Here is a 21,910-nt window from a genome sequence, read left to right as displayed (position 1 = left end):
TCGTCTCGCGCCACAATGAAGAGGCCCGGCCGAGAGTGCAGCACTCTCCCCGGGCCATGAAATGAAGTCAGCGGAACCCTGAGGTTCAGGCCGCGAAGTATTCCTGCAACGCGCGGACCTTGAGATCGCCTTCTAGATAGGCCTTGATCCCCTCGGCCGCGGCCATCGCGCCGGCTAGAGTGGTGTAATACGGCACCTTATGCAAGAGGGCCGCGCGCCGGAGCGAGCGCGAGTCCGAGAGGGCGCCGGCCCCCTCGGTGGTGTTCAGGACGAGGTGGATCCCGCCGTTCTTGATCGCGTCGACCACGTGCGGCCGGCCCTCCAGAACCTTGTTGATCCGCTCGGCCGGAACGCCGTTCTCCGCGAGGTAGCGCTGCGTGCCGCCGGTCGCCAGGATGGTGAAGCCGAGATCGGACAGGAGCTTCATGGTCGGCAGGATGCGGGCCTTGTCGGCATCCCGAACCGAGACGAAGACGGCGCCCGCCTTCGGCACCTGGGTGCCCGAGCCGAGCTGGCTCTTGGCGAAGGCCACGCCGAAGCTGGCGTCGAGCCCGATCACCTCGCCGGTGGAGCGCATCTCCGGTCCGAGCAGCACGTCGACTCCGGGGAAGCGGGCGAAGGGGAAGACCGCTTCCTTCACGGCGATGTGCGGCAGGGTCTTGGGCTTCAGGCCGAAGGTCGCGAGCGGCTCGCCCGCCATGATCCGGGCCGCGATCTTGGCGATCGGCTCGCCGATGACCTTGGCGACGAACGGCACCGTGCGCGAGGCGCGGGGGTTCACCTCCAGCACGTAGATCGTGCCGTCCTTGATGGCGTACTGCACGTTCATCAGGCCGACGACGTTGAGCGCCAGCGCCATGGCCTTGGTCTGCCGCTCCAGCTCGTCCACGATCTCGGGCGAGAGCGAGCGCGGCGGCAGGGAGCAGGCCGAATCGCCGGAATGGATGCCGGCCTCCTCGATGTGCTCCATGATGCCGGCGATGAACACGTCCTTGCCGTCGCAGACCGCGTCGACGTCGACCTCGACCGCGTCCGACAGGTAGCGGTCGAACAGGAGCGGGTTCTTACCCAGCACCGTGTTAATCTGGCCGGTCTTGTCGTTCGGGTAGCGGGCCTTCACCTCGGAGGGGATCAGGCTCGGCAGCGTGTCGAGCAGGTAGTCGGCGAACTGGGTCTCGTCGCGGATGATCGCCATGGCGCGGCCGCCGAGCACGTAGCTCGGGCGCACCACGAAGGGCAGGCCGAGCGTCTCGGCCACCAGCCGGCTCTGCTCGACCGAGTAGGCGATGCCGTTCTTCGGCTGCTTCATCCCGAGCTTGTCGAGGAGCCGCTTGAACTGGTCCCGGTCCTCGGCGAGGTCGATCGCGTCGGGCGAGGTGCCGAGGATCGGCACGCCGGCGGCCTCGAGGGCGCGGGCGAGCTTCAGCGGGGTCTGGCCGCCGAACTGCACGATCACGCCGTGCAGGGTGCCGGCCTGCCGCTCGGTCTCGATGATCTCCAGCACGTCCTCGGCGGTCAGCGGCTCGAAGTAGAGCCGGTCCGAGGTGTCGTAGTCGGTCGAGACCGTCTCCGGGTTGCAGTTGACCATGATGGTCTCGTAGCCGGCGTCCGACAGCGCGAAGCAGGCGTGGCAGCAGCAATAGTCGAACTCGATGCCCTGGCCGATCCGGTTCGGGCCACCGCCGAGGATCACGACCTTCTTGCGATCCGAGGGCTCCGCCTCGTCCACGACCGCGCCCGCGAACGGCGCCACGTAGGTCGAGTACATGTAGGCGGTGGGCGACTTGAACTCGGCCGCGCAGGTGTCGATCCGCTTGTAGACCGGGCGCACCGCCAGCGCGCGCCGGGCCGCGCTGACGGCGGCCTCGTCGGTTTTGGCCAGCACCGCGAGGCGGGCGTCCGAGAAACCGGCGGCCTTGAGCTGGCGGAAGGCGCCGGCCGTCTTCGGCAGGCCATGGGCCTTCACGCGGTTCTCGAGGTCGATGATCGCCTGGAGCTGCTCGAGGAACCACGGGTCGATCTTGCAGGAGGCGTAGACCTGCTCGTGGCTGACGCCGAGCCGCAGGGCCTGCGCGACCTTGAGCAGCCGGTCCGGGGTCGGGGTGCCGATCGCCGCCTTGATGGCGTTGTGGTCGTCGCCCTTGCCGAGCCCCTCGATCTCGATGTCGTCGAGGCCGGTCAGGCCGGTCTCGAGCGAGCGCAGGGCCTTCTGCAGCGATTCGGCGAAGCAGCGGCCGATCGCCATGGCCTCGCCCACCGACTTCATGGCGGTGGTCAGCGTCGGCTCGGCGCCCGGGAACTTCTCGAAGGCGAAGCGCGGGATCTTGGTGACGACGTAGTCGATCGTCGGCTCGAACGAGGCCGGCGTCGCGCCGCCCGTGATGTCGTTGGCGATCTCGTCGAGCGTGTAGCCGACCGCGAGCTTGGCGGCGACCTTGGCGATCGGGAAGCCGGTGGCCTTCGAGGCGAGCGCCGAGGAGCGCGAGACGCGCGGATTCATCTCGATCACGATCATGCGCCCGTTCTCAGGGTTGATCGCGAACTGCACGTTCGAGCCGCCGGTCTCGACGCCGATCTCGCGTAGCACCGCCAGCGATGCGTCGCGCATCACTTGGTACTCCTTGTCGGTGAGCGTCAGCGCCGGCGCGACGGTGATCGAATCGCCCGTGTGGACCCCCATCGGGTCGATGTTCTCGATGGAGCAGACGATGATGCAGTTGTCGTTCCGGTCCCGGACGACCTCCATCTCGTACTCTTTCCAGCCGAGCACGCTCTCCTCGATGAGCACCTCGTTGGTCGGCGACGCGTCGATGCCGCGCTCGACGATGTCGAGGAACTCCTCGCGGTTGTACGCGATGCCGCCGCCGGTGCCGCCCATGGTGAAGGACGGCCGGATGATCGCCGGCAGGCCGACCTCGGCCAGCGCGATCAGCGCCTGCCCGATCGCGTGCTCACCGTAGCGCTTGCGCCGCTCGGTCTCGCCCGCGGCCCAGCTCTTCTCGTAGGCCGCCAGCGCGGCCTGGCGCGCCGCCGGATCGCTGTTCGCCGCCTCGATCCTGGCGATCTCGGCCAGGTAGGCCTGACGGTCCGCCTTCTTGGCGGCGGACGCGTTGGCGAGCGCCGATTTCGGGGTGTCGAGCCCGATCTTGGTCATGGCGTCGCGGAACAGGCTCCGGTCCTCGGCCTTGTCGATGGCCTCGGCGGTGGCGCCGATCATCTGCACGCCGTACTTCGCGAGCACGCCCATCTTCTGCAGCGACAGGGCGCAGTTGAGCGCCGTCTGGCCGCCCATCGTGGGCAGGATCGCGTCGGGGCGCTCCTTCTCGATGATCTTGGCGACGATCTCCGGGGTGATCGGCTCGACGTAGGTCGCGTCCGCCATGTCCGGGTCGGTCATGATGGTCGCGGGGTTCGAGTTCACTAGGACGATGCGGTAGCCCTCCTCGCGGAGCGCCTTGCAGGCCTGGGTGCCGGAATAATCGAACTCGCAGGCCTGTCCGATGATGATCGGACCCGCACCGATGATCAGGATCGAGGAGATGTCGGTGCGTTTGGGCATCGTGGGCCTTCTCAGGCCAAGCGCGCCCGATCGGGCACGGCTCGACTGAGCCCTGCTCCCGGACGCGCGTGGCGGGAATGTCGTTGAGCCCCGCGTTTACACGGGCGACGGGCGCATTGGAAGGCCGGGACGACCGCGCAGTCTGGCCGCGCGCCCGGCGCATGGATGCGGCATCGATCCTTCGATTTGGAGGATTTATAAATTCTCACAAGATTTCATCGATTTCTTGCAGGAAATCGACGCCGGACCTTAAGCTCCGATGGATCGGCCAGCGCGCCGATCGACATCATCATCGTTCGAGACCGAAAATGCCCAGGCTAGCGACACTCTTCGCGATACTTCTGATCGGCTCGATGACGGGCGCGAACGCTTCGGAGATTGCCATCAAGACTTTGAACAGCGGTCCGGGCGGGATGATGGTCTTCGACCCGGCCTTCGTGAAAATCCAGCCCGGCGACACGGTGCGGTTCGTGCCGGCCGACAAGGGTCACAATGCCGAGCTGATCAAGGGGATGGCGCCCGAGGGCGCGGCGCCGTTCAAGACGGTGGTCGGCAAGGAGGAGGCCGTGACCTTCGACAAGCCCGGCCTCTACGGCATCAAGTGCTCGCCGCACTACATCATGGGGATGGTCGGCCTCGTCCAGGTCGGCGACAAGCCCGAGAACCTGGAGGCGGCCCGGGCGGTGCCGCAGAACAAGCTGGCCGCCAAGCGGTTCGAGCCGCTGTTCGAGAAAGTTCAGTAGGCGCCGGGGCGGCTCTGGCCGCCCCGATCCGTCTCAGAAGCCGGCGTGGAGCGCGGCGACCGCCCGGTCGATCGAGAGGTAGAACACCCCGAAGGCCACCAATGCGGCGGCCGCGAACTCCACGGCGACATTCGAGAGCGTCTGCGCGCGCCGCAGGGCCTCGCGGCCGAAATAGACCGAGACCCAGGCGAGGGCGAGGACCGCCGGCATGGCGAAGAGGTAGGACACCGTGCTCTCGACGCGGTCGAAGCCACCGGTCGGATCGATCAGCGCCCGGATGTTGCGCACCCAGGGGGCGTAGACGGCGGCGTAGAGGGCGGTCAGCCAGGACAGGCCCGCGGCGACGCCGAGATGGAAGGTGAAGCTGCGGTGCAGGCGGGAGAAATCGTCGCGCGCCTCGTCGATGGTCATCCGGCAATCCCCTGCGACGGGCCGCCGTCGCCGGGCGCGGATGCGCCGCCGTTCAGGGGCCGTCGTGGGCTCCCTTAAGCCGTCCGATCTGGCGGATTTTATGGCCCCGCCGCGGCCCGATTGGGATCGGGACGCAGGACTGAAAGGCCGCGCACCGCGGCTCTGCCGCCCTCGCGAGGACGACGCGTCAGGAGCGCTCGGGTTCGCCCGAGCGCATCAGCGTCACGAAGCGCTCGAAGAGGTAGTGGCTGTCGCGCGGGCCGGGGGAGGCCTCCGGGTGGTGCTGCACCGAGAAGGCCGGGCGGTCGGTGAGGGTCAGGCCGCAATTCGAGCCGTCGAACAGCGACACGTGGGTCTCCACGGCCGTCTCCGGCAGGCTGTCCGGGTCCACCGCGAAGCCGTGGTTCATCGACACGATCTCGACCTTGCCGGTGGTCTTGTCCTTCACCGGGTGGTTCGCGCCGTGGTGGCCCTGGCCCATCTTCACGGTCCGGCCGCCGAGGGCGAGACCCATCAGCTGGTGGCCGAGGCAGATGCCGAAGGTCGGCACCTTCTGGTCCAAGAGCTTGCGAATCACCGGGACCGCGTAGGCGCCGGTGGCGGCCGGGTCGCCGGGGCCGTTCGACAGGAACACGCCGTCCGGCTTCAGCGCCAGGATCTCCTCGGCCGTCGTGGTGGCCGGCACGACGGTGACATCGCAGCCGGCCTGGGCGAGGAGGCGCAGGATGTTGCGCTTCACGCCGTAATCGATGGCCACGACTTTGAGGCCCTCGCCGGGTGCGCGCGTGCCGTAGCCGTTACCGAGCGCCCAGACGGTCTCGGACCATTCCGACGGCGCGCGGCTCGTCACCGGCGGAACGAGGTCTAGCCCCTCCATGGGGGCGAGGGCCGCCGCGCGGGCCTTGAGGGCCTCGCGGTCGAAATTGCCCTGGGGATCGTTGGCGATCACGGCGTTGGGCATGCCCCGGTCGCGGATGCGGGCCGTGAGCGCCCGGGTGTCGACGCCCGTGATGCCGACGATGCCGCGCGCCCTGAGCCACCCGTCGAGGTGCGACGATGACCGCCAGTTCGACGGGTTCGTCACCGCCGAGGCGATGACGGTGCCGCGGACGCCCGAGGCCGGCGCCGCCTCCAGGCTCTCCAGATCCTCGTCGTTGGTGCCGACATTGCCGATATGCGGGAAGGTGAAGGTGACGATCTGGCCGGCATAGGACGGGTCCGTCAGGATTTCCTGGTAGCCGGTCATCGCGGTGTTGAAGCAGACCTCGCCGTCGGCCACGCCGGTCTGGCCGATGCCGAATCCCTCCAAAATGGTGCCGTCGGCCAGCACCAGCAGGGCCGTCGCGACGGGCTCGGCCCAGGGCTCGGGAGCCTGAGGCTCGGGGGCATGCGCGGCGGCGTCTTGCAGCATGGGCTGAGTCTCGCTTATGTCCGGCCAAAGGCGGGCGCCGGGTTGCGGCGCTCTCGGCTTGCGGCATGATCGTGTGCGGCGCTCTTAGCGAGCGGCCCGCGATGGGGTCAATGTGGCTCCGCTGCCGGCAGGGCTCAACACCCGCAAATCGCAGGCCAGCCCCCCGCTTCGACCGTTGGAAGGTTCATCGAGATGCTGCGCGCGCGCTTCACCACCGAGATGAAGGAGGCCATGAAGGCCGGCGACAAGGAGCGGCTGGCGACCGTCCGGATGATCCAGGCCGCCCTCAAGGACCGGGACATCGAGGCCCGCGGCAACGGCAAGGAGCCGATCTCCGACGAGGAGATCCTGTCGCTCCTCCAGAAAATGACCAAGCAGCGCACCGAATCGGCTGCCGTCTACGAGCAGGGCGGGCGTCCGGAGCTCGCCGCTAACGAGCGCGCCGAGATCGCGATCATCGAGAGCTTCCTGCCGAAGCAGATGGACGAGACCGAGATGAAGGTGGCGGTCGAGGCGGCGATCCTCGAGACCGGCGCGGCCGGCCCGAAGGACATGGGCAAGGTGATCGCCGCCCTGAAGGGCACCTTCGCGGGCCGGATGGATTTCGGCAAGGCGAGCGGCCTGGTGAAGGCGGCGCTGGCGGCGAAGGGCTGAACCTCTCCCCGCAATCCTCCACCGGATTCAGGGGGTGTGAGGGACTCGGTCACGCCTCTCGCGCTATAGGAGCGGGTTCACGCAACCCGTCCCAGGCCCCGTGCGCTATCCGCCCCACATCCTGGAAGAGATCCGTTCCCGGCTGCCGGCCTCGTCGGTGGTCGGCCGCCGCGTGCAGTTGAAGAAGGCCGGACGCGAGTGGCGCGGCCTGTCGCCGTTCAACGCCGAGAAGACGCCGTCCTTCTACGTGAACGACCAGAAGCAGTTCTACCACTGCTTCTCGTCCTCCAAGCACGGCGACATCTTCACCTTCCTGATGGAGACGGAGGGCCTCAGCTTCCCCGAGGCGGTCGAGCGGCTGGCGGGCGAGGCCGGCGTCAGCCTGCCAGCGCCCACCGAGGACAACCGCGCCAGCGAGCAGAAGCGGGCCGGGGCGATCGAGGTCATGGAGATGGCCGCGCGCTGGTTCGAGGAGCGCCTGCGGTCGGGCCAGGGCAGCGAGGCCCGCGCCTATCTCGAGCGGCGCGGGTTGCGGGACGAGACGCAGCGGGCCTTCCGCCTCGGCTACGCGCCGGGCGAGCGCTACGCCCTGCGCGACCACCTCGCCGGGCAGGGGGTCGAGAAGGCGCTGATGGTCGAACTCGGCCTGCTCGCGGCGGGGGAGGGGGTCTCCGTCCCCTACGACTATTTCCGGGACCGGGTGATGTTCCCGATCACCGACACCCGCGGCCGGGTCGTGGCCTTCGGCGGCCGGGCGCTCGCCAAGGAGGTGCGCGCCAAGTACCTCAACTCGCCGGAGACGCCGCTCTTCCACAAGGGACGCACGCTCTACAACCTCCACGGCGCCCGCAAGGCCGCGCATGATCGCGGCTCGATCATCGCGGTGGAGGGCTACGTCGACGTCATCGCCATGACGCTCGCGGGCCATCCCGAGACGGTGGCGCCGCTGGGCACCTCTCTCACCGAGGACCAGCTCGGGCTGCTCTGGCGCCACGCCGACGAGCCGATCCTGTGCTTCGACGGCGACAAGGCCGGCCAGCGGGCGGCCTTCCGGGCCCTCGACATCGCGCTGCCGCTCCTCGAGCCCGGCCGCTCGCTGCGGATCGCGCTGCTGCCGGGCGGCCAGGATCCGGACGACCTGCTGCGCTCGGGCGGCCCGACGGCCATCGACCAGGTGCTCGCGGCCGCGCTTCCCCTCTCGGAGCTGCTGTGGCGGCGCGCCCTCGAGGCGGGACCGGTCGACACGCCGGAGCGCCGCGCCGGCCTGACCCAGACCCTGCGCACCACCGTCGCGACGATCCGCGACGAGACCGTGCGGCGCTACTACCGCGACGATGTCGAGGAGCGCCTGCGCGGCCTGTCGCCCCGCGCCAACCGCGCCGCCGGCGCGGCCCCGCGCGGACGCCAGCGCTTCGCCCGGCCCGGCGAGCCCGTCTCGCCGCGCATCACCGGGAGCCCGAGTCCCTCGGTGACGGCCTCGGCGGGCTTCACGGGCGCCGCCCCGGTGCGCGAGGCGGTGATCGTCGGCACCCTGCTGGCCCATCCCGAGATGATGGCGGAGTTCGGTGAGGAGGCGGCCGAGCTCGACTTCGCCGATCCCGACGCCCGGGCGCTGCTGTCGGTCCTGCTGGCCTGCGCGGCCGAGGACGGGGACACGGCGCCCGAGGTGTTGCAGAACCGCATCAATCGCGCTGGACTCACAGGGGCGGCCGACCGAATCCTCGCCCTGGCCCGCTCGCGGGACCGCACGACCCTGGCCCCGCACGCCGATCCTGCCCACCGCGCAGACGCGCTCCGACAGGCGATGATCTTGCACCGGCAGGCAGGAGCGCTACATAGCGAACTTCGCGAAGCACGGCAGGCGTTTGAGGACGATCCGACCGATGCCGGGTGGGCATGGCTCTGCGAAGTGAAGGCGAGGCTGGAAACCGTCATCGCCGCCGAGGCGGAGGCCGATGCACCGGTGTCGAGCGACTCGACGGCCGTGTGATGCCTGTGTCATGGCGGTGGCGGGGTGACGTGTCCCGCCATAGTTAACAATCGGTCAAGCCTCGGGCTTGCATACGGAAACCGACGACTCACGGCGACCGGAGCGATCCGGCGCCGATCTCATACAGCGGCGCCGACGGCGTGGACTGGCCTCATCGGGGCCTCCGCTACGCGCCGCGTGCGAAACAATAGGCTGATCATGGCGACGAAGGCAACGGAACGGGACGAGACGGACGCTGCCCCCGAGCAGCAGACCGACGGGCCGCTCCTCGACCTGACGGATGCTTCGGTCAAGCGGATGGTCAAGCTCGCCAAGAAGCGCGGCTACGTGACCTACGAGGAGGTCAACGAGGTCCTGCCCGAGGGGCAGTCCGATCCGGACCAGCTCGAGGACGTGCTCTCGCAGCTCTCCGAGATGGGCATCAACGTCGTCGAGGCCGAGGAGACCGACGAGGCCGCGGGCGAGAAGGCCGCGGACGGCGAGGAGGAGGAGGCCGAGGGCGGCGAGGTCGCCGAGGTCGCGCCGGCGCGCGCCGTCGCGGTCGCCACGACCACCAAGGAGCCGACCGACCGCACCGACGATCCGGTGCGCATGTACCTGCGCGAGATGGGCTCGGTGGAGCTCCTGTCCCGCGAGGGCGAGATCGCCATCGCCAAGCGCATCGAGGCCGGCCGCGAGGCGATGATCGCGGGTCTCTGCGAGAGCCCGCTGACCTTCCAGGCGATCATCATCTGGCGGGACGAGCTCGTGGAGGGCAAGGTTCTCCTGCGCGACATCATCGACCTCGAGGCGACCTACGCGGGCCCGGACGGCAAGAACGCGCCGCAGATCGCCGAGGGCGAGGATGGCGGGGACGACGCGGAGCCGCCCGCGCCGCCGGAGGGTGGCGACGACGAGGACGACCTCGAGAACAACGTCTCGCTTGCCGCCATGGAGGCGGAGATCAAGCCGCGGGTCCTCGAGACCTTCGACGCGATCGCCGCGAACTACCGCAAGCTGCGCAAGTTCCAGATCGAGGGCACCGAGCGCAAGGCCGCCGGCGAGCAGAACACCCCGGCCCAGAACCAGAAGCAGATCGAGCTGAAGGACATCGTCGTCGCCGACGTGAAGTCCCTGTCTCTGAACAACAACCGCATCGAGGCGCTGGTCGGCCAGCTCTACTCGATCAACAAGCAGCTGATCGGCCACGAGGGCCGGCTGATGCGCTTCGCCGAGAGCCACGGCGTGGCCCGCGACGAGTTCCTGCGCCACTACCAGGGCTACGAGCTCGACCCGAACTGGATGGAGCGCGTCGGTACGCTCGGCGGCAAGGGCTGGAAGAACCTGGTCGAGCGCGGCTCGAGGCAGGTGGCGGAGCTGCGCGCGCAGATCCTCGACCTCGCCTCGGAGACGGGCCTGGAGATCGGCGAGTACCGCCGCATCGTCAACATGGTCCAGAAGGGCGAGCGCGAGGCCCGGCAGGCCAAGAAGGAGATGATCGAGGCGAACCTGCGCCTCGTGATCTCGATCGCCAAGAAGTACACGAACCGCGGCCTGCAGTTCCTGGACCTGATCCAGGAGGGCAACATCGGCCTGATGAAGGCGGTCGACAAGTTCGAGTACCGCCGCGGCTACAAGTTCTCGACCTACGCCACGTGGTGGATCCGGCAGGCGATCACCCGCTCGATCGCCGACCAGGCCCGGACCATCCGCATCCCGGTGCACATGATCGAGACGATCAACAAGATCGTCCGCACGTCGCGCCAGATGCTGCACGAGATCGGCCGCGAGCCGACCCCGGAGGAGTTGGCCGAGAAGCTGGCCATGCCGCTGGAGAAGGTCCGCAAGGTCCTGAAGATCGCCAAGGAGCCGATCTCCCTCGAGACGCCTATCGGCGACGAGGAGGACAGCCACCTCGGCGACTTCATCGAGGACAAGAACGTCGTCCTGCCGATCGACGCGGCGATCCAGTCGAACCTGCGCGAGACCACGACGCGCGTGCTCGCCTCGCTCACGCCCCGCGAGGAGCGCGTGCTGCGCATGCGCTTCGGCATCGGCATGAACACCGACCACACCCTGGAGGAAGTCGGCCAGCAGTTCTCGGTGACCCGCGAGCGCATCCGCCAGATCGAGGCGAAGGCGCTGCGGAAGCTGAAGCATCCCTCGCGCAGCCGGAAGCTCAGGAGCTTCCTGGACAACTGAGCCCGCGCCGCGGACTGCGCGGCGCTTCCCCGTCGCCCGCGTTGCCTCGGTGCCGCGCGGCATCCAGTCTGGCGCCATGCTCGAACGCCGCCCGCCAACGCCCGGATCCCCGACGGCCTTCGCGGACGGCTCGGAGGCCGACGACGTGCCCTTCGGCGCGCTCCAGCCCTCCGTGGGCATCCGCGACTGGCTGCTCGGCGAGGGCGCGCGGATGCCCAACGCCGAGGAGATGCTGGCCGGGCTCGCCGAGCGCCTGATCGCGATCGGCGTGCCGGTGGACCGGGCCTCCACGGCGATCGACACCCTGCACTCGGAATACGCGGGCGTCGGCCGCATCTGGACCCGGGACGGCGGCACCACCGTGCGGCTGTTCCCCCACGGCGCCCGCTCGACGGACGCGTACCTCAACAGCCCGTTCCACACGGTCCACGAGACCGGCGAGTGGCTGATCCTCGACCTGTCGAAGACCCCGGACGACGCCTACGCGATCGTTCCCGACCTGAAGGCCGGCGGCTACACCCACTACGTCGTCGCGCCCCTGTTCTTCACGAACGGCACGCAGAACGGCATCACCTTCGCCACGCGAGCCCCCGAGGGGTTCCGGGACGACGACATCGCGATCCTCCGCTTCGTCATGCCGGCGCTGGCGGCCGTGATGGAGATGCGCGTCCTCAACAAGCAGCTCGACCACGTGCTCCGGCTCTACGTCGGCGACGAGCCGCACCGGGCGATCCTGGCCGGCGACATCCGCCGCGGGCAGGTGACCCGGATCCGCTCGGCGATCCTGTTCGCCGACATGCGCGACTACACCCGCACCACCGCCGACATGACGCCGGAGGAGGCGGTGGGCCTGCTCAACGTGTTCTTCGACTGCCTCGTGCCGCCGATCGAGCGGGAGGGCGGCGAGGTCCTGAAGTATCTTGGCGACGGCCTGCTGGCGATCTTCCGGGAAACCGGCGACGATCTGGGCGGCGCGGCCAAGGGCGCGCTCACGGCGGCCCAGCACGCCCTGGCGGCCCTCGACGAGGCGAACGCCCTGCACCAGTTCCCGGTGCCGGTGGCCGCCGGCATCGCGCTCCACCACGGCGAGGCCGCCTACGGCAATGTCGGGTCCGGCTCACGCCTCGACTTCACGGTGATCGGCCGCGACGTGAACCTCGCGAGCCGCATCGCGCAGCTGAACCGCGCCCTCGGCGAGCCGCTGCTGATGTCGAAGCCCTTCGTGGACTTCCTCTGGGGAGACCCGATCCCAATGGGAGAGCACCGGCTCAACGGCTTCGACGAGCCCATGGCGGTGTTCCGACCGAAATTCCTGCGCCCGCGCAAGTCCAGCTGAGCGGCCCTCCGATCGGACCCGACGTCACGCGGCGCTCGCGAAGATTCGCCGCGATCTGAGGCTCGCGGGCGATCCGCGCGCGGTGCGTGTCACCACGTCGGCACGAACGGCAGAGCGTAGGGTGTGTGCCGGCAACCCCAGACCGGATCGATCATCTGCGCCATCACGTCCCGGGCCAGGGCGCCGGCGCGTATGGCGACCTCCCGCGGGACATGCGCTCGCTCGAGGATCTTCAGGCAGGCATGTCCGCAGGCGCTGAACTGGCCGCTGTGGTACGCGTTGAGGGCGAACTCGTCGAGCAAGCCGTACTCGTAGACCCACGGGTTCAGGGAGATGCCCTCGCTCGGAAGCTCGAGCGCCAGGCCCGCCTCGGCGTAACGATAGCCTTCCGCGAACCGCTTCCTCAGCCTGCAGAATCGGCTGGCCCCGTGGCGCGCCTCCGCCCGTCCCGGACGGATTGCGGTGGCGCGCTCGTAGAGCTGCAGCACCCTGTCCTCCGGCTCGTCGAGGCGCTCCGCGTTCACCGCGGCCATCAGCAGGTTGAAATAGACCTCCTCGTCCCATCCGCCGAGATCGGCCCGCTTCAGGAAGCAGGCGAGCGCTTTCCGGTACTCGCCGGCGGCGTCGTAGGTGGTGCCGAGGTACATCGTGTACCGGGCGATCATGAAGGGGTCCGTCTCGACCGCCAGCGCCTTCTCGAGGACGGCGATATCCCGCGCGTCCGCCGTCGCGTCGCGGTGGCGGGCACCGTCGTCGCCCCGACGCATCGCGAGGGGGAGGATCGGAGTCTCTGTCACGCCGGGGCAGCTGAGGAATTCGTGCAGGACGCCCCGGTAACGCCAGTTCTCCCGGGTGCTGACCAGCTGGTTGCGCCAGTACCGCGTGTGCGCGTCGATGATCTCGAACCGATAGCCGGGCGCACGCAGCTTCGGCATCGTGAAGTCCGCCGGGATGATCAGCTCATCGTCGGCGTCGATGATCAATGCGTACTGCGCGTGACGCCGCGCGAGTTTCAAGGCCTCGTTCCGATTGAAGGCGAAGTCGACCCAGGAGCGCTCGACCAGGGCACCCGGTATGTCCGCGAGCGCGGCGCGGACAACATCCTGGGTCCCGTCCGTCGAGCCGGTATCGACGACGATCCAATGATCGATGATCGGACGAACAGAATCGAGGCAACGCCGAATAACGTGGGCCTCGTCCTTCACGATCATGGACAAACAGATCGTCGATCCGCGATTCTTCATGCCGAAGCCGTCCCATCGCGCGCTCACGTGTCGGATGCGCAGTCATGCAGGCTCCTAGCATTGCCGTAATGCGCTGACAAAACAAACATATCCTTCGGCAAAATTTAGATAAAATATCCGGCAGGACAGACAATCGTCGATTTGTATATAAATACTCCGGCTTCATGGTCTCATAATTGGAAATACATGCAATCGATAGACTGATCGAGCGGATCAGGAGACGCCCGCCATCGGGCTGGCACGAGGCCCGAACGCCGTAGGTCATCGGCGCGGGCGTTGGGCCCGCATCCGATCCCGTGGTGCAAGCTTGGGGCCCCCCCACAGGAGCGCCTCGGCCAGACAGATCAGCGTTGATCTCCGGCCGCTTCAGCCCCGGAGCGTCATCGTGCTGCCGGAGATGCCGAAATCGCGCAGACGCCTGAGGAACGACATGCCCAGCAAACTCGTCGACAGGAGCCCGCGCGGGATCACGACCGCATCGACGTCCCGCACCGTGATCGATCCGATCTGCACGATGGCGATCCGGATCGGCGCCACGCGGACCGTGCCGTTCGCGGTGTTCCAGACGCGGGTGAAATCGGCCGGAGTGACCCGGATCCCGATCCGCGCGGCATCCTCCTCGGAGAACGCGCAGGCGCTCGCTCCCGTATCGACCATCATCGGCAGCGAGCGGCCGTCCAACAGCGCGTTGACGAAGAAGTGGCCGTTGCGCCCGGCCTGGAGGGCCACGCCGGCGGCGTCGACTGCGGGAACGGGCTCCGGCGGCGGCGTGACGGCGAGGGCCACCGGCGCCGGCCTCATGCCGTCGCGCAGCTTCAAGGCGGCCGTGACACCGAGGAAGCCGAGCAGGCAGATCAATAGGATTGCGCGCACGCGAGTCCGCCCGTGACGTGGAGTGCCGGCGACCGGAGACGTTCCGGAATCCCGGTGATGAGAGGCCAGACCGGTGAAGGGATGGTGCGCGATCGCGGCCGCCGCCGCGGCGCGCGCTGATTCCGCTCCGCTTGGTGTCCAGATCGTCACCGGGATCATCGGATTGTCGCGGGAACGCCCGGATGGTCGCGGCGCGGGGTTGACCGGCAGCGGCCGGGGAGCCACATCTGCGTCTGTTCCAGGGAGATCCCCGGCAAGGGGCTGAGAAACCGCTGGCACGTCCGTCAGGACCTGCGGCGCGGAAATCCTTCGAACCTGATCCGGCTCATACCGGCGTAGGGATTGGACCGCGGCCGCCCGAAAGGCAGGCCACAGCTTCTCACCGAAGCGTACGGCCCGATCTCCGCGACGGCAATCCGCGGAGATGATTGTGCCCCTCGACCGACCCGCCTCACCGATCGGCCGCCGCCGCAACCCGGACAGCAGCGCCGCGCCGGCGACCCTTCCGGCTCGGACGGACGTCGCCGTGGTCGGCGGCGGGCTGATCGGGCTGTCGATCGCGTGGCGCCTCGCCCGGGCCAGCCGCGCCGTGACGGTGCTGGAGCGGGACACGATCGGGGCGGGCGCGAGCCTCGCGGCCACCGGCATGCTGGCCCCGGCCGCCGAGCACGAGCCGGGCTCCGATCCGCTGCTCCCGCTCGCCCTGGACTCGCTGCGGCTCTGGCCCGCGTTCCGCGACGCCCTGGAGGCCGAGTCCGGCCGGGCGATCGACTACCGCGCCGACGGCACCCTGGTGCTGGCGGTCGGCCGCGACGAGGTCGAACGCCTGCGCTTCCGCTACGACCTGCAGCGCCGCTCGGGGCTCGAGGCCGCGTGGCTGCCGGGCAGCGAGGTCCGGCGTCTGGAGCCGGGCCTGCGCCCCTCGGTCACCGCCGGGATCCACTGTCCGCTCGACCATCAGGTCGATCCCCGCCTGGTCATGGACGCCCTCACCGAGGCCTGCCGCCGCGCCGGCGTGATCCTAGTGGAGCGGACCCCCGTCACCGCCCTGGACTGGTCGGGCGGCCGCGTGACCGGGATCCGCGCCGGCGACCGCGTCGTGTCGGCTGAGACCGTCATCCTCGCCTCCGGCGCCTGGAGCGGGGAGGGCGGCCTGCTGCCCGACGCGCTCGCCCTTCCGGTCCGCCCGCTGAAGGGCCAGTCCCTGGCCCTGCGCACCACCGCCCGGACCGGTACCCTGGCGCGGATGGTCTGGACCGAGCAGGTCCACATGGCCCCGAAGAGCGACGGCCAGCTCGTCGTGGGCGCGACCGTGGAGGATTGCGGCTTCCGTCCCGGCGTCACCGCGGGCGGGCTCTACGCCCTGCTGGAGGGCGCCCGCCGGGTGCTGCCCGGCATCGAGGAGATGGAGGTGGAGGCTGTGTGGAGCGGCTACCGGCCGACCTCGGACGACGACGCACCGATCCTCGACGCGATCGCCCCTGGCCTCGTCGCCGCCACCGGGCATCACCGCAACGGCTACCTGCTCGCCCCGGTCACCGCCGACGCGATCGCCGCGCTGGTGCTGCGCGGCGCGCTGCCGGAGGTGGCGCGTCCCTTCACCCGCGCGCGCTTCGGCCAGCCGGAAGCGCTGAGGGCCTCGGCATGAAACTCCTGGTCAACGGTGAGCCGCGCGAGTGCGCGGCCGAGACGGTGGACGCCCTGTTCCGCCTGGAGGCGGAGGAGAGCGGCATCGAGAGCCCGCAGGGCGTCGCCATCGCGCTGAACGGCCGCGTTCTGCGCCGCCGGGACTGGGGCGAGACACCGGTCGCGGAGGGCGACCGGGTCGAGATCGTCCGCGCCATGCAGGGAGGTTGAGCATGGACCAGAGTCACTTGCCGCCGCGCCCCGAGGGTGGGGATGACAGCCTGACCATCGCCGGGGTGACGCTGTCGTCCCGGCTGTTCATCGGCACCGCCGGCTACCCGACGCAGGCGATCATGCGCGACGCCGTCGCGGCGAGCGGCGCCGAGGTCGTCACCGCCTCGATCCGCCGGGTCTCGCTCCAGGGCCACGGCTCGGACACGGTCAAGATCCTGAAGGGCAAGCGCTTCCTGCCGAACACCGCCGGCTGCGAGACGGCCCGCGACGCGATCATGACCGCCGAGCTCGCCCGCGAGGCGCTCGACACCAACTGGATCAAGGTCGAGGTGATCGGCGACCGCGAGACGCTCTATCCGGACGTCATGGAGCTGATCGAGGCCTGCCGCCACCTCGTGGACGACGGCTTCGTGGTGCTGCCCTACTGCAACGACGACCCGATCGTGTGCCAGCGCCTGGAGGATCTCGGCTGCGCCGCCGTGATGCCCATGGGCTCCCTGATCGGCTCCGGGATGGGGGTGGCCAACCCGGCCAACCTGGAGCTGATCTGCCGCCGGGCGACGGTACCGGTGGTGGTGGATGCCGGGATCGGCACCGCCTCGGACGCGGTGATCGCCATGGAACTCGGCGCCTCCGCCTGCCTGATCAACACCGCGATCGCCAAGGCCGACGATCCGGTGCGGATGGCCCGCGCCATGGGCCGGGCCGTGGAAGCCGGGCGCGACGCGCACCGCGCCGGGCGGATCCCCCGCCGCGGCCGGGCCGAGCCGTCGAGCCCGCAGCTCGGCCTCGTCGGCTCGTGAGGCCGCTGCCGTCGCCGCTGCTCGCGGTGACGGACCGGCACGGGCATCCGCGGCCCCTCGCCGAGACCGTCCAGGCGGTCCTCGACGGCGGCGGGCGCTGGATCTGGTTCCGCGACAGGGACTTGGAGGCGGATGCCCGCCTGCGTCTCGGCGTGCGCGTGGCCGAGCGCGTGCGGGCCGCGAACGGCGTCCTGACGGTCGGAGGCGACGTCGCGTTCGCGCACGCCCTCGGCGCCGACGGCGTGCATCTCGGCGGCGGCTCGGGACTGGAGGTTATCGCGGCGGCGCGGGCCACCCTGGGCGAGGCCGCGCTGATCGGCGTTTCCGCGCACGCGCCGCACGAGGCCGCGGCCGCCGCGCGGGCCGGCGCCGACTACGTGACCCTCAGCCCGATCTACGCGACAGCGAGCAAGCCCGGTTACGGACCGGCTCTCGGACCGGAGGGCCTCGCCGCCGCACGCGCGGCGGGCCTGCCGATCGTGGCTCTGGGCGGTGTCGGTCCGGAGGTGATCGGGGCCTGTCGCGCGGCGGGGGCGGCGGGCTTCGCCGTCATGGGCGGCCCGATGCGGGCGATGGATCCGGCCGAGGCGACCCGGGCGCTAATGAAGGCCTGGGGCGCAGCGGAGTCTTCAGCGGCTCGGACAACCACGTAGAAATCTGCCCCCGTCCCGGCGAGCACAGCGGAGCAAGACGGCCGATGCTGGGGTTGCCCTAGGCGTTGGACGGTCCGTAGGGCGGGCGCGGGATCGCCCGGTGCGCCGCGCGCAGCGCCGCCGACCAGCGCTCGCGCAGATCGTGGAAGTAGCCCTCGCCGGCCTCGATCCGGTGGTTCACCTCGAGCGTCAGCGCGTTCCGGCGGGCGACCGCGATGTCGATCGGCAGGCCGACGCCCAGATTCGACCGCATGGTCGAATCCATCGAGACCAGGCTCACCTTGAGGGCGTCATAGAGGTCGGTCGTGTACTTCACGGCGCGGTCGAGGATCGGCTTGCCGTACTTGTGCTCGCCGATCTGGAGGAACGGCGCGTCGGTGCTGCACTCGATGAAGTTGCCGGCGGAGTAGATCAGGTACAGCCGCATCTCGCCGGTGCCGATCTGGCCGCCAAACAGCAGCGAGATCGAGAACCGGATATTGGCGGCCTCGAACCCGTCCTTCTCGATGGCGCGCACCCGCCGGATGGCCCGGCCGATCAGCTGCGCCGCCTGGAACATCGTCGGCGCCTCGACGAGCTTCTGCGGCGGCTCACCCTCCTCCTCGCCGGGCACGCCCTCCTGGAGCAGGCTGAGCACCGACTGGGTGATCGAGAGGTTGCCCGCGGAGGCGAGCATCATCACCCGCTCGCCCGGCACGTTAAAATGGTGGAGCTTGCGGTAGGTCGAGATGTCGTCGAGCCCCGCATTGGTGCGGGTATCGGCGACCATGACCAGCCCTTCCTCCACCAGGACACCGACGCAGTAAGTCATCGTCTTCGGGCTCTCGTGCGGTCGGCGGACCGGGGTCGGGACGGTCAGGATTGAGCGGCGGCCCTGCCTTGCTCGACCCGGAGCTTCACGTCCAGTGTCTCGGTGCCACCGCCGGTCCGGCTGCCGCGGATCGGCGCCGCCCCGAGATAGTCCAGGCCGGTGGCGACGCGGATGTAGTTGTCCGTCGGGCTGACATCGTAGCACGGGTCGAACGCCACCCAGCCGAGATCCGGCACCAGGGCCTCGACCCAGCCGTGGGGCGCCTCGACATCCGCCTGCCCGTCCTCCCGGGCCCGGTAGCCGGCGACGTAGCGCGCCGGGATGCCGATGTGGCGGGCGGCGGCGATGAGCACGTGGGCGAGATCCTGGCAGATTCCGCGGCCCGCGGCGAACGCCTTGCCGGCCGGCACCACGCCGCTCGCGGGACCGGGCTCGTGGGCCACAGCACCGTGGACAGCCCCCATCAGCCGGTGGAGTCGGGCCAAGGTCGCACCGTCGTCCTCGGCGGCGACGCGCTCCGCGAAGGCGTGCAACTCCGGGCTCGCGGCGCACAGGTCCGTGTCGCGCAGGTAGAACTCGTCCGGCAGGCGCTCCACCGTGCCGCGCACGACGCCGTGCGTGTCGTCGGTGTCGACCTCCCCGGTGACCCGGATGGTCAGGGCGTCGGCCGGCTCGTCCGGCGTGAACCAGTGGACGACGTTGCCGAACCCGTCCTCGCGGGCGGTCAGCCGCCCGTCGACGGTGGTGTCGATCCGCCACCCGCGGACGTACTGCCCGTCATGGTCCCGCGGCGTCAGCCGCAGGACCTGCACGAGCCCGCGGGCCGGCTGCTCGTACGTGTAGATGGTCTCGTGAACCACGCGGATGCGCATGCGCCGTCCTGTCCGTCCTGTTCAGCCGACCAGATACTGCTTCGCGATCGCCTCGCCCACCTTGTTGTTCTCGGCGATGAACGCCTCGACGAACTCGTGCAGCCCGGTGGCGAAGACCCGGTCGATATCCTCGCCCTCCAGCTTCGCCAACATGTTTCCCGCGAGGCGCTGGCTCGGGCCCCGGCGGCCGTAGGCGTCGGCGATCAGGTCGAGATACTCGACGATCACGCCGTAGCAGTTCGCGAAGGAGCGCGGCATCTGCTTGTTGAGCATCAGGAGGTCGGCCACCAGCAGCGGCTTGATGCTCTCCCGGTAGACCCAGTGGTAAGCGTTGAACGCCGACACTTCGCGCAGGATCGTGGTCCACTGGAAGTAGTCGAGGCTGCCGCCCACCGTCTCGTCGTGCGGCAGCAGGATCTGGTACTTCACGTCGAGGATGCGGGCGGTGTTGTCCGCCCGCTCGATCGCCGTGCCGAGCCGAGTGAACCAGAAGGCGTCGTTGCGCAGCATCGTCCGGAAGGCCGAGCCGTCGAAGGTCAGCGAGACGGTCTTCACCCAGTCGAGGAAGCGGCCGAACTCGTCGCGGTTCAGGTCTTTGCCGGCGTAGTTGCGCAGCTCCAGCCACGCGCCGTTGATCGCGTCCCACATCTCGGTGGTGAGCGCCGTGCGCACCGAGCGGGCATTCTCGCGGGCCGCCTCGATGCAGGAGCGGATCGAGGACGGGTTGTGCGGGCTGAAGGCCAGGAAGTCGCAGACCGTGTCGGCGTTGATCGCGCTGTAATGGGTCTTGAACGCGTCGGGGTCGCCGGCCGAGGCGAGGGCCGATTCCCACTCGTTGCTCCCGCCGCCGCCGTAGCTCGTCGGCAGAGACGCGAATCGGTGCGCCGCGTCGAGGATACGGGCGACGAAGTCGGCGCGCTCGACGTAGCGGGAGAGCCAGAAGAGGTTGTCGGCAGTCCTGGAGAGCATCGGTCTTCAGCCAAGTCGTGCGGACCACGGTGTCCGCGCCTCGGAACGTCCGGATATCGCGGAGCTCAGGCGTCGAGCACCCAGGTATCCTTGGTGCCACCGCCCTGGCTGGAATTGACCACCAGGGAGCCTTCCTTCAGCGCCACCCGGGTCAGGCCGCCCGGAACGATGCGGATCTTGTCGGCCCCGCACAGCACGAAGGGCCGCAGGTCGACGTGGCGGGGCGCGACGCCCGAGGCCACGAAGGTCGGGCAGGTGGAGAGCGACAGGGTCGGCTGGGCGATGAACCCGTCCGGGGCGTGCTTGAGCTTCTTGGCGAAATCGTCGAGCTCGCGCTTGCTGGCGTGCGGTCCGACCAGCATTCCGTAGCCGCCCGAGCCGTTGACCTCCTTCACCACCAGGTCGGACAGGTTGTCCATCACGTACGCGAACGCGTCCTTCTCGCGGCACCGATAGGTCGGCACGTTGTGCAGGATCGGCTCCTCGCCGGTGAAGAACTTCACGATCTCCGGCATGTAGCTGTAGACCGCCTTGTCGTCCGAGATGCCGGTCCCGACCGCGTTGGCGAGGGTGACCGAGCCGCGCTCGTAGGCGTTCATCAGGCCGGGCACGCCGAGCACCGAGTCCGGGCGGAAGACCAGGGGGTCGAGGAAGTCGTCGTCGAGGCGGCGGTAGATGACGTCGACCTTCCGCGGCCCCTCGGTTGTGCGCATGTAGACGACGTCGTCCTTGGTGAAGAGGTCGGACGCCTCCACCAGCTCGACGCCGAGCTTGTCGGCCAGGAACGAGTGCTCGTAGAACGCGGAATTGTAGCGTCCGGGGGTCAGCAGCACGACGGTCGGGTCCCGGGTCGCCGAGCCCGGCGCGAGGCTGCGCAGGGTGGCGAGCAGGGCGTCCGGGTAGTTCTCCACCGGCGCGACCCGGTGCTTCGAGAACAGGTCCGGGAACAGGCGCAGCATCACCTCCCGGTTCTCCAGCATGTAGGAGACGCCCGACGGGATGCGGGCGTTGTCCTCCAGCACGAAGAAGTCGTTCTCGCCGGTCCGAACGATGTCGATGCCGGCGATGTGCACGTAGAGGTCGTGCGGCACGCGGAAGGACCGCATCTCCATGCGGTAATGGGCGTTGCGGTAGACGAGGTCGGCCGGGATGATGCCGGCCTTGATGCATTCCTGGGCGCCGTAGATGTCCTTCAGGAACAGGTTGATGGCGGTGACCCGCTGCGTCAGCCCGCGCTCCAGGAAGGCCCATTCCGGCTTGGTGATCACCCGGGGGATGATGTCGAACGGGATCAGCCGCTCGGTCGACTCGTTGTCGCCGTAGACCGCGAAGGTGATGCCGATCCGGCGGAACAGCAGCTCGGCCTGGCTGCGGCGGGTGTTGAAATGCTCGGGCGGCGTGGAGTCGAGCCAAGCCTTGAGCTGGCCGTAGGCGTCGCGGACGGCCGCCGGATCGGCCGCGCCGATCCCGTTCATCTCGTCGAAGGCCGTCACCGCCATCTCGCTCCTCCCGTACGCTCCCGCTCTTGAGGCAAGAGGCG

18 protein-coding genes and 1 riboswitch are annotated in these 21,910 nt (G+C 69.5%); of the genes, 9 read left to right on the top strand and 9 right to left on the bottom strand.

Annotation, left to right across the window (positions count from 1 at the left end):
• Window positions 1-85: 85 nt before the first annotated feature.
• Window positions 86-3,559 carry a carbamoyl-phosphate synthase large subunit gene (carB, locus tag ACLBYB_RS01895; RefSeq protein ID WP_447697685.1) on the bottom strand — a complete coding sequence of 1,158 codons (3,474 nt, stop codon included), beginning with the start codon at window positions 3,557-3,559 and terminating at the stop codon, window positions 86-88.
• A gap of 353 nt (window positions 3,560-3,912) precedes the next feature.
• Here carB and ACLBYB_RS01890 point away from each other — a divergent pair, with 353 nt between their 5' ends.
• Window positions 3,913-4,302: a pseudoazurin gene (locus tag ACLBYB_RS01890; protein ID WP_447697684.1), complete on the top strand. Its 390-nt coding sequence runs from the start codon at window positions 3,913-3,915 to the stop codon at window positions 4,300-4,302.
• A 33-nt stretch (window positions 4,303-4,335) separates the two neighbouring features.
• On the opposite strand, the gene ACLBYB_RS01885 is transcribed toward ACLBYB_RS01890, so the two are convergent.
• Both ACLBYB_RS01885 and carA read right to left on the bottom strand, forming a co-directional pair.
• Complete coding sequence (locus ACLBYB_RS01885; protein WP_020093535.1) at window positions 4,336-4,713, bottom strand: hypothetical protein; 378 nt, start codon at window positions 4,711-4,713, stop codon at window positions 4,336-4,338.
• Window positions 4,714-4,900: 187 nt separating this feature from the next.
• Entirely contained in the window at window positions 4,901-6,124 is a 1,224-nt protein-coding gene (gene carA / locus ACLBYB_RS01880; RefSeq protein ID WP_447697683.1) for a glutamine-hydrolyzing carbamoyl-phosphate synthase small subunit, read from the bottom strand.
• Window positions 6,125-6,316: 192 nt separating this feature from the next.
• On the opposite strand from carA, the gene ACLBYB_RS01875 reads away from it, so the two are divergent.
• The 4 genes from ACLBYB_RS01875 to ACLBYB_RS01860 all read left to right on the top strand — a co-directional run bounded on the left by ACLBYB_RS01875 (window position 6,317) and on the right by ACLBYB_RS01860 (window position 12,285).
• The gene (locus ACLBYB_RS01875) at window positions 6,317-6,778 is read left to right on the top strand and encodes a GatB/YqeY domain-containing protein (RefSeq protein ID WP_447697682.1); all 462 of its coding nucleotides are present in this window, start codon (window positions 6,317-6,319) and stop codon (window positions 6,776-6,778) included.
• Between the two features lie 100 nt (window positions 6,779-6,878).
• Window positions 6,879-8,768: a DNA primase gene (gene dnaG / locus ACLBYB_RS01870; protein WP_447697681.1), complete on the top strand. Its 1,890-nt coding sequence runs from the start codon at window positions 6,879-6,881 to the stop codon at window positions 8,766-8,768.
• Between the two features lie 198 nt (window positions 8,769-8,966).
• A complete protein-coding gene (gene rpoD / locus ACLBYB_RS01865; RefSeq protein WP_020093531.1) occupies window positions 8,967-10,949 on the top strand; it encodes an RNA polymerase sigma factor RpoD in 1,983 nt (660 codons plus the stop codon).
• A 76-nt stretch (window positions 10,950-11,025) separates the two neighbouring features.
• Window positions 11,026-12,285, top strand: a complete 1,260-nt coding sequence (locus ACLBYB_RS01860) for an adenylate/guanylate cyclase domain-containing protein (protein ID WP_020093530.1) — start codon at window positions 11,026-11,028, stop codon at window positions 12,283-12,285.
• 89 nt (window positions 12,286-12,374) lie between these two features.
• Here ACLBYB_RS01860 and ACLBYB_RS01855 read toward each other — a convergent pair whose 3' ends face one another.
• A complete protein-coding gene (locus ACLBYB_RS01855) occupies window positions 12,375-13,496 on the bottom strand; it encodes a glycosyltransferase (RefSeq protein WP_447697680.1) in 1,122 nt (373 codons plus the stop codon).
• 399 nt (window positions 13,497-13,895) lie between these two features.
• On the bottom strand, window positions 13,896-14,402 hold the full coding sequence (locus ACLBYB_RS01850) for a retropepsin-like aspartic protease family protein (protein WP_244526933.1): 507 nt from the start codon (window positions 14,400-14,402) through the stop codon (window positions 13,896-13,898).
• 231 nt (window positions 14,403-14,633) lie between these two features.
• Window positions 14,634-14,762, top strand: a riboswitch (TPP riboswitch).
• Between the two features lie 64 nt (window positions 14,763-14,826).
• On the opposite strand from ACLBYB_RS01850, the gene thiO reads away from it, so the two are divergent.
• From thiO to ACLBYB_RS01830, 4 genes are read left to right on the top strand one after another with little or no spacing between them, the layout of a single operon-like run.
• Complete coding sequence (thiO, locus tag ACLBYB_RS01845) at window positions 14,827-16,050, top strand: glycine oxidase ThiO (protein ID WP_447697679.1); 1,224 nt, start codon at window positions 14,827-14,829, stop codon at window positions 16,048-16,050.
• Window positions 16,047-16,259 carry a sulfur carrier protein ThiS gene (gene thiS, locus ACLBYB_RS01840; protein ID WP_447697678.1) on the top strand — a complete coding sequence of 71 codons (213 nt, stop codon included), beginning with the start codon at window positions 16,047-16,049 and terminating at the stop codon, window positions 16,257-16,259. Before thiO ends, thiS begins: the two co-directional genes overlap by 4 nt.
• A 2-nt stretch (window positions 16,260-16,261) precedes the next feature.
• On the top strand, window positions 16,262-17,065 hold the full coding sequence (thiG, locus tag ACLBYB_RS01835) for a thiazole synthase (protein ID WP_447697677.1): 804 nt from the start codon (window positions 16,262-16,264) through the stop codon (window positions 17,063-17,065).
• Entirely contained in the window at window positions 17,062-17,718 is a 657-nt protein-coding gene (locus ACLBYB_RS01830; RefSeq protein ID WP_447697676.1) for a thiamine phosphate synthase, read from the top strand. Before thiG ends, ACLBYB_RS01830 begins: the two co-directional genes overlap by 4 nt.
• A gap of 58 nt (window positions 17,719-17,776) precedes the next feature.
• Here the strand turns inward: ACLBYB_RS01830 and ACLBYB_RS01825 are convergent, their stop codons facing one another.
• From ACLBYB_RS01825 to ACLBYB_RS01810, 4 genes are all read right to left on the bottom strand, one after another.
• Window positions 17,777-18,529: a peptidase gene (locus tag ACLBYB_RS01825; protein ID WP_020093523.1), complete on the bottom strand. Its 753-nt coding sequence runs from the start codon at window positions 18,527-18,529 to the stop codon at window positions 17,777-17,779.
• A 44-nt stretch (window positions 18,530-18,573) separates the two neighbouring features.
• On the bottom strand, window positions 18,574-19,401 hold the full coding sequence (locus ACLBYB_RS01820) for a transglutaminase family protein (protein ID WP_447697675.1): 828 nt from the start codon (window positions 19,399-19,401) through the stop codon (window positions 18,574-18,576).
• 21 nt (window positions 19,402-19,422) lie between these two features.
• Window positions 19,423-20,370: an alpha-E domain-containing protein gene (locus tag ACLBYB_RS01815; protein WP_020093521.1), complete on the bottom strand. Its 948-nt coding sequence runs from the start codon at window positions 20,368-20,370 to the stop codon at window positions 19,423-19,425.
• A 65-nt stretch (window positions 20,371-20,435) separates the two neighbouring features.
• A complete protein-coding gene (locus ACLBYB_RS01810) occupies window positions 20,436-21,869 on the bottom strand; it encodes a circularly permuted type 2 ATP-grasp protein (RefSeq protein ID WP_020093520.1) in 1,434 nt (477 codons plus the stop codon).
• Between the last annotated feature and the right edge of the window lie 41 nt (window positions 21,870-21,910).

It is taken from the genome of Methylobacterium sp. D54C, assembly GCF_053345595.1.
Note: the sequence above shows the minus strand (reverse complement) of the source record. Positions and strands in the feature narration are given on the sequence as shown.